The following is a 13,686-nucleotide window of genomic DNA, read 5'->3' on the forward strand; positions in this document are numbered from 1 at the left end:
TTACCACACTAATATGAATAACTTCTCACTCTAACTTTCTTATCATTTGCATGGATAGAAAACCATTGATTTTTACAACCATTTCGTTTGAGCAAATCGAGTTGCCAACTTTATGGAAATAATTTATTTAAAATACCTGAGCCATACCATGGCTCCTCCTTTTAATTTCAAATGTTTTTTGGATGAGCAAAAAATGAAAAGAAGAAATACAAACAAATCCCCCTATCCCTACTTCCTCTTATCATTTGTTTTATTTAATTAAAATATGTATCTTACTGAAATTAAGCAAATTAAAACGTATGCAAAACACTTACTTTTTTACACAAAAAGAGAAGGATAGCAACGAGTTAAAACTTCTTTTAGTAGAATTAATTACGAATATACAACCCACGGACAAAGATCACGGATTCTACGACAGTGCAGATGTGCAAAGGCTACTTAACGTTAGTGACAAAACGTTGTATCGCATGAGGAGAAACAAGACGATTCCTTGTTTTAAACTCGGTAAAAAGTACTATTATCCCAAACATTTCTTTAATAAAAAAGCTCTTGGATAAGAGCTTTTTTTGTGGAATTTATGATTAAAAACTATTAAATTCCTTTCACTTTTAGTAATTTTACGTAAGTAGTTACAACCAGCACCAAAAATGGGTTACCGAATTCGTAGTTGTGAGTTCCTTTCACTTTTAGTAATTTTACGTAAGTAGTTACAACTATGCAACGGGAAAGTTGTACGTTCACGCTGTTGTGAGTTCCTTTCACTTTTAGTAATTTTACGTAAGTAGTTACAACATTTTTAAATTATTCTTTTTGCCACTTTTAGTTGTGAGTTCCTTTCACTTTTAGTAATTTTACGTAAGTAGTTACAACTACGTTCAAATCGATTTCTAATTTCGAAATGTTGTGAGTTCCTTTCACTTTTAGTAATTTTACGTAAGTAGTTACAACTTGATTAAATATTATAACTATGAATCACATGTTGTGAGTTCCTTTCACTTTTAGTAATTTTACGTAAGTAGTTACAACCCAAAGTTTAAACATCAACCACCACAACGCGTTGTGAGTTCCTTTCACTTTTAGTAATTTTACGTAAGTAGTTACAACCCCTATCTATTGTTAACGTGCCGTCTACGTGTTGTGAGTTCCTTTCACTTTTAGTAATTTTACGTAAGTAGTTACAACCTCATTTTAAAAGTCCTTTATATAAAAGGGTTTGAGATGAAATTTAGAAATGAGAAAAAAAGTAAAATCCGATAGAAGTTGAGTTTTCTATCGGATTTTTTTATTCCTAAAATAATTCTAATTGTTGTGGACCTGTTGGTAAATCGGTTTCTTTTTTGGAGAAAAATATTTCCATTTGTCCAAATTGTTTATCCGTAATACAAATTATTCCAACTTTACCAAATTCTGGCAATTTAGATTTTGTTCGTCTTATATGTACCTCTGCATTTTCTTTACTTGGACAATGTCTCAAATAAATCGAAAATTGAAACATAGTAAACCCATCGTCTATTAACTCTTTTCTAAAACGAGTAGCTTGACTTCTTTGCTTTTTTGTTTCTGTTGGCAAATCAAACAAAACTAAAACCCACATAATACGATAAGCATTATAACGACTAAAACTCATGTCATTTCAGGAAAACGAATCACACGCTGCTCCCCTATCATACACTTATACAAAGAACTTGTTGTAGAGCTTATCGCTACCAACAAAGGTCTTTTCAAACCATCTATTTTCACATCTTTTGTTGCTATTTGTAATAAATGTGCCTTAGCATCTTTATTCATTTCAGTCGGTCGAAAAGGCTTATTCATCCATTCTAAGACCAATTCATCAACATAAGGTCGATAAGGTTCCATTATATCATCTGCCAAACAATACGGATTATATTTATTACGATGAAAAATACCAATTGTAGGATTTAATCCAGAACTCACTAAAGCTCTTGCAACCATACTTCGAAGAATAGCATATCCAAAATTCAGAAAATTATTAGGCGCATCTCCATCTCTTTCACGCGTAAAATTTTCAAATAACTGTTTCCAATAATATTGTGCAGCAATTCCTTCCATATTAGTAGAATCGCCCGATTTTACATTCGTTAGATAATTCTGCATTGGCTCCTCTACAAAACCAAACTTACTCAACAATGCTTTCTGTTGATAAATTTTAGCTTCTATCGTTTGTTTCCACAACTGTTTGCGCAAAGGCTCTGAAACATTAATTTGATGTTTCAATCGTTCACTATGCTCCACGTGTCCATTCATCGGCAACATCAATCCCAAAGGCATATGACTTTCATCACAACTAATAATCGCCACATTATTTTGTTGTAACATCACTATAAGTTGATGACTTAGGGTAATTTGATAATGATCCAATACCAAAAAACCTAAATCTTCAATCGGTACAGATCCTTTGATTTCTTTGGTTGTCGCATCTTCTATTTTCAATTGATTATCTTTCAATTTCAAATAAGATGGATTGCCAATGTAAATGGTACGTTTTAGCATAATTAATTATTTAAGCTTTTGAAATCTTTCCTAAACGGTCTACATTCAGTTTGACGCAATTTTCTTTTATCATTATGTTGTCAATAGATTTTTCCATTTTATTTAAAGCGGAATATTCAACCTTATTAACTACAGAAGTAGAAACATCATTTCTTACAAAAAAACATTGATAGGTAGAAAAACTCACCACCTTATAAATCCTATCTACCTTGATATTATTCTCATCAAAAACTCCTTCTTCAGGAACGTAAACCAAATCATTTGGAGATAACGTAAACAACAATTGATTCCCTTTCTCATTGGTTTCGGGAACAGCTTGCAGACCTTGTTTTTGTCTTTCGATGACAATATTTAATGGAATGGTTTCGTAGCTTCTCTTACCTAATTTGTCTTCATAAATTCCGAAAAATAGATTAGTACCCTTTGCTGCTTCTACAAACTTAGTGGTTTTATTTCCCGTCTCACCTAAAGTAAATTTGCTTCCTTGCTCAAAAACACGAACTTTCAAAATAGGTTGATGTGCTTTTCCATCATTATATAGCCTAATATTTTTATTTAATTCTTCTATTCCTTCTGGTGAAAATGCAACCTCTGGATTGTTATCTTTTGATTTTAAATAATTCAATAAAATCTTTTGAATCCCTGTATCCGTAATTGACTCAATTGTTTTTTCATTAAAAGAGGCATCCAAAGTTTTACGAGTAGCCGTTAATATTTTACCTTTTGCAACTTTTATTCTATCCAAATGCACTTGTCCAGAAACGGTTTCTTTATGCAAAGCTTTTCTTACAGCCCAATTTATTCCCTTTTGTTCAACTTTTACTTTTTTCCCATTCTCAATTTTTTCATAATAATTGGTTGCTTTATTGATAACTCGTAGATTTTGCTTGAAACTAATTACAATATTTTCTAACGAAGTTCGCGTATCTTCGGTAAAGGTCTCCCAAGGTTTAATGAAGTCTTTTGGAACTTCTTTCTCAATTCGTTCGCCTGTTTTGGGATCATTGTAAGCTACTTTCTCGTATTTTCTTAATTTCCTATTCAAATCATAACGTTTTGTATCCGATTTTGAACTTTCGTTATTCAACAAATTCACGTGATCTCTCGTTGCACAGGCAATTACCAACGCATCCATTGCGTGATGACGATGATCGATACGTTTTTTAGAAAAACCTTTGGATAACTCAATTGGAACTGTTGGAATTGTTTTTCCATGTGTATTTTTTGATGTAAAATCATTTGAATTAGTCAATGTATTCATTCGTTCAAAACGAGGTAAAACCAAATCATTCCAAACGTCATTCAATCCCCAATCTTGTTTAAGTCTTGTGGTAATTTTTCCGTTTCCAGTAACAATATTTTTAGAATTTACACCATCATCTTTACTACCTTCTTTATCATCACGAACAATATTCGATAACACTTGCGTAATATATTTGCTGATGTAACGTGTATCATTTAGTTGACGTTCAATCATTTTCTCAGGAATATCTTCCAATAACAACTTATTACGTTTTCCTCTGTTTTTATTGTAATTTTGTTTTACAAAATCCTCATAATCGGAAACTTCCAAAATCTTCACTTGTTTTCCCATTCCGCAATCCACAACTTCTCCGTGATGATTCTTAATGAAAACCAAACCAATTTGATTGTCTTTAAGTTTATTCACCGCTGCTTCACAAATCACTTTATTGCTCATACTATCATCAAAATAGCGACTTTGCGGAATGATGTGTTCAATCTCATATTCAGGTGTAAACAGCTTATTCAAAGGAATCATTTGACCTGTATAAGGCGAACGATATTTTTGTTCTAACCACAATTTGTAACGCTTTAAATCTGTAGCAGAAGGTTGAGCCGTTTTACTAATTTTCAGAATATCATCATCAATATTTTCTTCAGCATTCAAAACACCTTCTTCATAGATTTTCAAAATTTCTTGTTGCATTGGAGAATATGGACGAACATTATCTACATTTTGATCCAAAGCCATTTCAGCCAACAAAGCTTTGATACGCAAATTGGTGTTTTCGTTATCCGTAACCATTGTAGTAATACGCTTGCGTTCATCAGCCGTATTTTTCATTTCACGCCCCAGCTCGATATGAATTTCAGAGAAGAAATCTTTAGCACCTTTTCCATAAAAATTCCAAATATCTTTTACCACACGCAACGTTTCAGTAATCACTTGCTCTACAATAGGATTACGAAGCGAATGTTGTTTAAAGTCATCTAAAAATTGCTTTAAATCATCCACCGAATTCCATTTACCTGCAATATCAGCTTCAGAATGTCTTCCGTAAACTACGTATTGCACCAACCACAAAGGCAAAGCTTGAAAATCGGTTTCAGTATTGAGATGTCTTGCTTTTTCGCGAACACGACCTTTGATGTTTTCATCATATTCGCCTGTCAATATTTTTCCAATTCTTTCTTTAGAATTTTGATCGATATTATCCCAATTCCATTGCGTTCCAAAACGCATCAAAGGCAATAATTTCTTGATTGCTTTTTCAGAAAAACTTCCGTAATCACTTTTAAAAGGCGGGAATTTCTTAAACGCTTCAACAAAAGTTACTTCGTCCAAACCTTTTTTGTTGGCAAAAGATTTTAAGGCTTTTTCGTACTCAATTTTATCGTTTACCGAATAAATGATGTGCCACAAAGCCATTTCATTTTCATAAGTTAAAAAATCCTTAGGTGCATATTCAACTTTATCCAAACGAGATTGAATTAAATATCGGGTTTCATTACCAGGGTAATCTTTGTCCTGAACATAATTCCAACGATATTTTGCTACTTCAATAGTTAAAGCTTTGCCTTTTAAACCTTTTTTTTCAATCAAAAACTTAATTAAAGCATCCTGTTTAATTTCTTTTTTAGAATGTAGCCATCTCAATAAATCCTCCCAATCTTGAGTAGAATTTAGAAATTCGTTTGTTACATTTTTATCATCATCTTTTGTATAAATTGCTAAATTTTGCACCCATTGTAACAATCTAAATTCCTGATAATATGGATTCGATTTTGCAATTACTTTTAAACGATGAATAACTTCTTCACCATTTTCATTTTTCGATTTTCTAAATTCCAAAGTACAATTCGATATACTGGATTTTTGACTTCTCAAAGGACGTTGATAGAAAATAATATCATTTAGAAACAAATGCACAAAATCTTTAGCTTCTAACATTTGTTGATGTTGTTCATTATTTCGATACAATTCTCGAACACAATCTTGTAGCAAATTTTCACTTTGTAATTCTGAATGAAATTCTTTTTGAGTTTTTAAAATTTGTTCTAATTCTTGCTTGTAAAACTTACGTTCGATGGTACGAACCATTTTTCCTTTTATTTTTTGTTTTGGGTTCAATAAAAGATTGTCGTAAATATAAGTTCCAACAGTTTTATTAGAGTTATCAATATCTTTTTCTGTTTTCTTTTTCAACAAAGTCCAATCATCCGCACTTGGTGCACGAAAGCTACGTTTCACAATTCCATCTTTATCCAATTTTTCAGAACCATCATCGTTTAAATCGGTCGTAACAATAAAATCTCGAACTTTATCTTTCCAATCCGCTAATGAAATTTTAGAAGAACGGCGATATACCCAACCATTTTCTAAATGCAAAGAATACCAAGTCTCTCCTTTTTTATTTGTTTCAGCATCGGGAATAACATCAACGATTTTCAAAGAATGAAATCCCACCAATTTGTTCGGATTTTCTTCCTCTTCCTCACCTCTTAATTGATAATAACCACGTTTTTGATTAAAATTAAGAATCAACCAAGCTAATTCTTCTTTCTCAATTTTTTGCGTTAATGCTTTTTTACGTAAATAATAAATCGTCCAATCATAAGGAACTAAACAATCTTCTCCATTTTTATCTTTCAAAAACTCTGGTTGATTTTGTTTAAAATCAGCTAACATTTCATGGAAAGAATCTTTAAAAAGAAATTCACTATCAAAAGCCAATTTAGGTTCGGCTTGGTTAATGAATTTCCCAAAACGTTTTGTAAAATCTATTTTTTCATCATAATGTTTTGGCAAGAAACCCAACAAATGCAAAACTCGGTGCAAACGCTCACGACGTAATAAATGTCGTTCTCTCAACCGACGGACACCACGATAACCAGTACGTTCAGCAGTTTGAGAAATAGAATTCCCCTTACCGAATTCCCCTAAAATATCTTGCGACATCGGAATAATCCTACTTCCCATTCCAAGAATATTTCCTTCTTTGTTTTCAAAGTCTTGCTGTACCAACGCCCAACCAATGGAGTTTGTTCCTAAATCCAATCCAAGTATATTTTTAGCCATGATTATTTCTCTTTTGCGTATTAAATTACATCAAAAATAATTTACACAATTACGGTTTCACGTAATCATATATAAATATTTTATATCTATATTTGTATTGAAAGGAACTCACAATAAGGATTATTCCGTTGTGAAAACATTTAGCGCCTCGACTATCTTCGGGGCTTTTTTTATTTTTCTTATTGTGTAAAACAAAAAAACCTCCTTAAAATCGCTTTTTAAAGAGGTTGTTATTAATAATATTTTTCGTTTTGTACCAAAAATTGGAACTGTGAAACAGTTACATATGTTAGCACCAAGCTTTTTTGATTTCAATAATATCATTTTCATTAATTGAACCAAAAGAAAAATTGTCACCATTCAAAATGAATTTTTCTACATCTTCATCTCTTATAGTTTTCCAAAAGCGTAAAGCAATGTTTTTATTAAGTAAATCTTTAGTGTTTGAGACATCAATGGTAAAGCCAGAATAATTTACAAAAATATCAGAATTAGTTAATTCGATAATTATTTTTGAGAATAAACCATTGATCATAAATGTCAAATATTGGTTCGTTAAGTTCCACGATATTTAGATTGTCGAAATAGGCAATTTAATTTTCAAATTTCCAGCCCCGATTAATTTCTTCTTCGGTTAAAATCATACAATCACTATCAAAAGCAATTACAGCTAGATTCTTATTGACTATAAATTTTTGAAATTCGGAAACAAACTTTTCCATCAAATTATTTTCTGTAGAAAATTCGATCCAGTATATATTATCAGTTTTTCCTTCACGTACAGTCATATGTTTATCTAACATTATTTATAGCTTATTTTCGTAAAATGTGAACTCAAATATACAAACAAAACTATATTGTATATCTTATTGCGTAAAAACAAAAAACCTCCCTAAAATTGCTTCTAAAGAGGTTGATATTTATACTATTTTACATTTTTGTACCTAAAATTGGAGTTGTGCAACAGCTACCCTTGTTATATGCAGTTTTATAAATTTTCTTTAAGCCAATTTGAACATTCTGTGCTAAAACCTGTCCAAGCTCCTTCACCTGTTAAAGCAACCACTAGTAATTCATCATTTGAGTCAATGTATTTTTTTAAATGGTCCCTAATTATAACAGCAGTTGATGATGATTTTATTATAAAAGTACTGTCTAAACAATGCCACCAAGTACCGAGTTTTTTAATTTCATCAATTAGTTTTGTGTAATCCTGACCTGATTTGTTTAAATCATAGCCAATTAAGTAGCTTTTTTTCATATTTATATTATTTTCCTATTTTACCCTTTAATGGATGCTCTTTTCTCCATCCTGCAACACTTCTTGAGCTTACATAACAAATCAATAAGTTTGCAACAGACCTTGATGAAACAAAGCAGATTTTTGAATCAGCAACAGAAGATGATTCTATAAAACACCATAAATGATCATTTCCTCTTGCGGCACTTCTAGATTCTACTTTGCAAACTAATAAGTCTGCAACACTTCTTGATGAAACTTCGCATACTAAAAAATCTGAAGCACTTCTAGATTCTTTTATTTTGATAAGAGCCATATAATATTTAAAGTTTTGTTGAAAAATTGCATATAACGGTTGACGGATTTGCGACAGTAAAAAATATAGCAACGAAGTTGCGTGTATTTTTTATTTAGCAAATTCGATGATGTACGCAGTTCGGAGCGATAGCGATGAAATGTGTACATTATCGGATGTAATCCGTCAACCGATGTGACGCGATTCGTAGCATAGCGGAGAATTGCGTCACATCATCGTAATTTACGAAGTAAAATATAGTCAAGTTTCGTAAAAAACACCTATATCTACATTTCGTAAAATTATTCCAAACATACAACAGCCATCTCACAATAAATTACGGTTAAACGTAAAAATTAAAAACCTCGCTTAAAAACACTTTTAAAGAGGTCACTATTTATACTATTTTGTGTTTTTATACCTAAAATTAAAGTTGTGGACTAGTCACCGATGTTGGCAGCTGGTGTTTCTACTTGTGTCATAAAATACTTTCTCGCAATAAATAACCATGAATAGAACCTCGTTCAATCATAAAGTCAAGTATTGGAATTATTTTGTTTTTTAATTTAATTTCTTCTTTTATTTTTTGTCTGTTGATGAAAACATACTTTCTTAAAAACTTCTCAAGGTAGTATAAAGTGTTTGATTCCAAATCGTCAAGCTGTAACGATTTGTTGGTTGACACAATTGTATGAATCCATTCAACACCTTCGTCCTGAAATTTAGCTCCAATGGAATTTAAAACTTTGACAATAGAATACAATACAGCTGGAATGTTGCCCATTTCTTTTGAAGCGTTTGTATATAGAGATAAATTCTCTTTTTTTAAGCTACGCCATTCTTCAATACCTTCACGCCACCATCGCCATGCAAAGAAATAATTTATAATAATTTCTTTTAGATGATAGCTGCGAGGGTTATTGCATAGTTCTTTTATTTTAGGATATAGACTGTTCCAAATGTGCCAAAATTGTTCATATTTGTTTAGGTAATCTTCTCCACTTACTAATTCACTAATAAAAGCGGCTGTTTCTTCTGTTGAAGAAAACGAATCTATAAATGGTTTTAAGAATACGTCAATTTCACTTTCTTCTCTTTGTAAAATGAAATAAGCGAAATTTTTGAAAATATGTTGGCGTAACATGTAAATGTTAGTGTCATTTCCTGAATCGTCTTTATAACTTCTTCTATCTTTCAATAACTGTGGAGCCAATGATGGCAATACTTTCGCATAAATGTCTAAGTGGATTTTATCTTTCGTGTTTGAAGGAATTAATTAAAGAACTATTTCCAAAGCATGAATGTCAAGTGAGGTAAAATCATTTATTTCAAATGATATATTTTCAAATGTGAAATCAGCATTTTTCTTCTCTAATTCTTCTAATATCGAACTTTTAGAAATTCGTCCCCAACCTTGTTTTTTCCTTATTTCCGTAACAACATTTTTATAAATAGGTTTGAGTTTTACATATCCGAATAAAATTGATTGTGCGACTTTTGAATTTTGTTCCCATAATTTTGATTTGTGAATTGTTTCAATAACGTAATCACATATTCTTTTGTAAGCACCAAGAGATGTTTTATCGAAAAGAGTTAAAACCAATATAGAAACATAGTTTTCTATTTCATCAGGGTATTCTTTTACTAATGATGGAATTGCATGAATAGAGGCTTCAACACCATCACTTATTTGGTAATCGTAATTATCGTCAAAAAGATTAGACAGAGAAGAATGAATAATTTCTTTGCAAAAAGCCTTATCTTCTTCTGATAGTTTGTCTTTATGCTCAATTAATAATTTAGAACACGAAAACGCAGGTATAGAATAATCAAACATATCTATCCCGTTTCGTCCCGTTTTCAGTTCTTCAGCAAGTTGTTTTGTTTCTGATAAAGCTAAAAGAGGATTGTTCTCATATTGCTCTTGTTTTGTGGTTTTGGTTTGATTTCTCGCGCCAATCAAAAAATCTGCCCACATTTTTAGCGAAGAATATTTAAAAACATCTTGGAACTGATTTAATGCTTCTTCGCTTTCCTTTTTAAATTCATCAGAAAGTTCTTTGGGACTAAATTCTATTCGTAAATGGTTGTCGTCATGTTGTGATACTTTTGGTATCAGATTTCGTCTGTCCATTCTTGCCAACAAAATTCCGTAAGATTTACTTGTTGAAGCGTTTGATTTATGTTGATCAATTATCGTATATAATTTTTCGATGAATTCAGTGTTTTGTTCTTCTGCAAATCCTTTTACGCCAAAAAGCTGATAATTCAAAAACAAAGATTCCAAATTTGAGTTTCTATGTTTATCCTCGCAAGTTTTCAATCTTTCATCCGTATATAAAATATCTGTAATTTTATCCATTCCATATCCTATTGAATACAGCGATTTTGCTTGGAATTCGTTTGTGCATCTTAATGTATCCAAATGAAACAATTCTATTGTTTTGAATAAAATCAATGCAACATCATAGAACTTATCAGGATTTGCAAGCACAACACTACAAACAACAGAGGTAAGAGAAGTAGATTTCGATTGATTAAGAATTCTAAGAAGTATATTCTGAATTATTTCTGACTTTAATATTTGAGAAAATTCTAAAAGAGTTTTTTCTAATGCCATATGTATTGACTGCAATACGTGTGGAACAACAGGGCTTCCATTGCCACGATACATACTCCATATAGCACCACTCAAATACTGTGTTACTTCCGTTTCATTAATGTGTAATGTGACTTTTACGACATCTTCTTTTCCATAATCAGATTTACTATAAGATTCAACAGCCCTATTCGTAAAATCTATGATAAAATCAAGCGTTTTGTAGAATTCTATTTGTAATAACCATTTTATTGGTGTTTGATTAGCACTTGAAGGAAAGTAATTGAATCTATATTCATCAACTAATCCATATTTACTTTCCATGCTACCTCTATCATAGCTAAAATTATCCCCTTTTCTTTTCCTCTTTTTCCAAAATAAACCACATAGTTGAATTACAGATAGCGGAAGTGTTTTAATTAATTCTGTTGCTATATATGGTTTATCTAAAATTTTAGAGCAAAGTCCTTCGTATGGGTCACTGTGTTCTGTCCATATATTAGAAATTACTTTGTCAAATATTTCTTTTAGTTCAGTTTTTAGTTCATAGGCAGCATTGAAAATTACTTTCAAAATATTTTCTTCTGCATTATCATGAATGTAGAAGTTTTTTTCTATTTCGGTCTTTTGTATTATACTTAGTGCTAACAATCCTGCATATTTGGTTGTTTCACCTTTTTTATTGAAATCGCACCAGTCGTTTAAAATTGACAAAATAAGTTTTAAGTTGCTGTCAAAAAAATCAGATTGGTGTTTGTAAATAAGTACAATTATTTCTTCCCAACCTTTTCCTTTGGGTTTTATCGTTTCAATATTTTGAACAGATGAAACCTCCGTACAAGCAACTCTTAATAGAAACAAAATTCGTTTAAGTATCTTAAAATCATTTGCAATGATTTCCTTCTCAAAAAACTTAAAGAATGTCTCTGAATAATCTGAAAGCAAAACGGAAATTAAAATTTCATCTTTCCAAAATTGAGTAACATTAACATTTGTAAAAGCACTTTGAATAAAGCCTTCTATTTCCTTACTGTTTTCAGATAAATGGTCAGATAACCACAATCTAAATGCTCTGCGAATGGGTAATGAATTTCCTAAATCGTCAAAAAACTCGTTTACGTTTGAATAATTTGAAAAACTACGGGAAACGATTTTATCCAACGTCCACTCTTCATAAATGTCGTGAGTAATGAAATATCCATTATGAGTTTCGTCATAACCAAGAATTTCGTCTTGCTTTAATTGGAATAAAGCTGATTGTGTTAAGCTATCGGCATTGATATAGAATCGTCCTGTTTCACATCTTTGTTTGGAAATGTTGATGATGCATTTTTCTCTTTCAAGATGTAGGTTATCTTTCTGGACAGTGTTTTGTATTCGTTTTTTCCAAAGCAAGTCAATAAATCCCTTATAATTTCCTTGCCTGTCAATGTTTGAATATTGTTGAACATATTCTCTTAAATAAAACAAGTTTCTAAGTCGTTCTAAGAATTTTTGATTGTCGGGAAGTGAGAATTTGAATTCGTCAGCTATTGATTTTAATTTATCAATTCCAATCAAACAAACATCATTCACTTCAAATGGCAACTGATAATTCTCTTTTATGAGAAAAGTCAAATCGTTAAGATAAGCGTAGCGTGTTGTAAATATGATGTTCCAAGCGTTCTCTTTTAACTTTTGAATAAATAAAGCAAGAATATCGTTGTTGGAAATCTCTGCAAGTTTTTCTGCTGAATCAATTACAAATATTTTGAGAGGTTCATCTTTGTAAGCATTTAGAAATTGTGTAAATGTAAATTTGTGGTCTAAATGAAATACATCGTTAATGTGGTTTACATTAAGTTCATTTGCTTTAAAAACACAAATTGGTATTTCCTTAAAATAAGAGTTATAAAACTCCTTGAAAATTGCGGTTTTACCGCAACCTCCTTCGCCTGAAATAATGATATTTTTTTTCTTTTGGGCAGCGTTTGCTATTGCTTCAACAACAGAACCTCGGTCAATTTTAATTTGTTTGCCTCCGAATGATATTTCTGTCTGAATTGCTTGTAAAATATTCTCGTTGTGTTTAGAAATTTCATCAAGTAAATCTCCTTCGTTTGGGTCAAGGTTGAAAAAAATGTCATTGATGTATTTGTTGTCAGGCAGAGACAATTGTAATTCAAAATGACTGGGAACTCGCCATAGAATATTTATTCCTTCTGACTTAGCGACTTTTTCAATGTCTAATTGGTATTGAGGTTTCTTTTTGCTTTTAGTGGTGCTTTCTGAAAGTTCTTGGTTGATGTAGAGATATAATTCGTCTAATTGCTTGTTTTTGGATTTAGCTTTTTTAATTGAATCAATAATGTCGTCTTTATTGTCAGCGATTAAAGTAGTGTAGTATTTAGATTGAAAACCATAGAATTTTCCTTCTTTTTCTATAGGTTCTGTTTCAATTCCTGTTTGATTTTTGTAACGAAATAGTCCAATTCTACTTTTGAACTCAGCACAAAATAGCAAATAAGACATTTGTTCGAATGCCCACGTCTCTCGTTTATCATATTTCAAACTAAAAATTTTCCAGTTCATGTGTTTGTGTTCATTCTATCTTTTGTTATTGTTCGGTTATATGGGGCGTCCTTACACTTGCAGGTAACGGTTGACGGATTTGCGACAGTAAAAAATATAGCAACGAAGTTGCGTGTATTTTTTATTTAGCAAATTCGATGATGTAC

At 31.3% G+C, this 13,686-nt stretch carries 10 protein-coding genes and 1 CRISPR repeat array; of the genes, 1 reads left to right on the forward strand and 9 read right to left on the reverse strand.

Going from position 1 to position 13,686, the window contains the following annotated elements; genetic code table 11:
• Positions 1 to 299: 299 nt before the first annotated feature.
• Positions 300 to 557 (forward strand): helix-turn-helix domain-containing protein, encoded by a 258-nt coding sequence (locus tag AC2I98_RS03525; protein WP_486413250.1) that lies wholly within the window; start codon positions 300 to 302, stop codon positions 555 to 557.
• Between the two features lie 31 nt (positions 558 to 588).
• Positions 589 to 1,182: a CRISPR direct-repeat array (repeat unit 48 nt; unit sequence GTTGTGAGTTCCTTTCACTTTTAGTAATTTTACGTAAGTAGTTACAAC).
• A 106-nt stretch (positions 1,183 to 1,288) separates the two neighbouring features.
• On the opposite strand, the gene cas2 is transcribed toward AC2I98_RS03525, so the two are convergent.
• The 9 genes from cas2 to avs4 form a co-directional block, all read right to left on the reverse strand.
• Positions 1,289 to 1,627, reverse strand: a complete 339-nt coding sequence (gene cas2, locus AC2I98_RS03530) for a CRISPR-associated endonuclease Cas2 (protein ID WP_019976178.1) — start codon at positions 1,625 to 1,627, stop codon at positions 1,289 to 1,291.
• Complete coding sequence (gene cas1, locus AC2I98_RS03535) at positions 1,624 to 2,514, reverse strand: type II CRISPR-associated endonuclease Cas1 (RefSeq protein ID WP_486413251.1); 891 nt, start codon at positions 2,512 to 2,514, stop codon at positions 1,624 to 1,626. Before cas1 ends, cas2 begins: the two co-directional genes overlap by 4 nt.
• A 10-nt stretch (positions 2,515 to 2,524) precedes the next feature.
• Positions 2,525 to 6,835, reverse strand: coding sequence for a type II CRISPR RNA-guided endonuclease Cas9 (gene cas9 / locus AC2I98_RS03540; RefSeq protein WP_486413252.1), 4,311 nt, complete (start codon positions 6,833 to 6,835; stop codon positions 2,525 to 2,527).
• Between the two features lie 289 nt (positions 6,836 to 7,124).
• Positions 7,125 to 7,370 carry a hypothetical protein gene (locus AC2I98_RS03545; RefSeq protein WP_486413253.1) on the reverse strand — a complete coding sequence of 82 codons (246 nt, stop codon included), beginning with the start codon at positions 7,368 to 7,370 and terminating at the stop codon, positions 7,125 to 7,127.
• Between the two features lie 58 nt (positions 7,371 to 7,428).
• On the reverse strand, positions 7,429 to 7,638 hold the full coding sequence (locus tag AC2I98_RS03550) for a hypothetical protein (protein WP_486413254.1): 210 nt from the start codon (positions 7,636 to 7,638) through the stop codon (positions 7,429 to 7,431).
• A gap of 185 nt (positions 7,639 to 7,823) precedes the next feature.
• On the reverse strand, positions 7,824 to 8,096 hold the full coding sequence (locus AC2I98_RS03555) for a hypothetical protein (protein WP_486413255.1): 273 nt from the start codon (positions 8,094 to 8,096) through the stop codon (positions 7,824 to 7,826).
• Between the two features lie 7 nt (positions 8,097 to 8,103).
• Positions 8,104 to 8,391, reverse strand: coding sequence for a 7(1) septoil knot domain-containing protein (locus AC2I98_RS03560; protein ID WP_486413256.1), 288 nt, complete (start codon positions 8,389 to 8,391; stop codon positions 8,104 to 8,106).
• 457 nt (positions 8,392 to 8,848) lie between these two features.
• The gene (locus AC2I98_RS03565; protein WP_486413257.1) at positions 8,849 to 9,568 is read right to left on the reverse strand and encodes a hypothetical protein; all 720 of its coding nucleotides are present in this window, start codon (positions 9,566 to 9,568) and stop codon (positions 8,849 to 8,851) included.
• Positions 9,569 to 9,646: 78 nt separating this feature from the next.
• A complete protein-coding gene (gene avs4, locus AC2I98_RS03570; protein ID WP_486413258.1) occupies positions 9,647 to 13,540 on the reverse strand; it encodes an AVAST type 4 anti-phage nuclease Avs4 in 3,894 nt (1,297 codons plus the stop codon).
• Positions 13,541 to 13,686: the final 146 nt, after the last annotated feature.

It is taken from the genome of Empedobacter sp. EJD.6dd (genome assembly GCF_057369435.1).

Coding starts and splice junctions, on each gene's coding strand:
- AC2I98_RS03525 (WP_486413250.1), top strand. CDS start 300: ATGCAAAACACTTACTTTTTTACACAAAAAGAGAAGGATAGCAACGAG.
- cas2 (WP_019976178.1), bottom strand. CDS start 1,627: ATGAGTTTTAGTCGTTATAATGCTTATCGTATTATGTGGGTTTTAGTT.
- cas1 (WP_486413251.1), bottom strand. CDS start 2,514: ATGCTAAAACGTACCATTTACATTGGCAATCCATCTTATTTGAAATTG.
- cas9 (WP_486413252.1), bottom strand. CDS start 6,835: ATGGCTAAAAATATACTTGGATTGGATTTAGGAACAAACTCCATTGGT.
- AC2I98_RS03545 (WP_486413253.1), bottom strand. CDS start 7,370: ATGATCAATGGTTTATTCTCAAAAATAATTATCGAATTAACTAATTCT.
- AC2I98_RS03550 (WP_486413254.1), bottom strand. CDS start 7,638: ATGTTAGATAAACATATGACTGTACGTGAAGGAAAAACTGATAATATA.
- AC2I98_RS03555 (WP_486413255.1), bottom strand. CDS start 8,096: ATGAAAAAAAGCTACTTAATTGGCTATGATTTAAACAAATCAGGTCAG.
- AC2I98_RS03560 (WP_486413256.1), bottom strand. CDS start 8,391: ATGGCTCTTATCAAAATAAAAGAATCTAGAAGTGCTTCAGATTTTTTA.
- avs4 (WP_486413258.1), bottom strand. CDS start 13,540: ATGAACTGGAAAATTTTTAGTTTGAAATATGATAAACGAGAGACGTGG.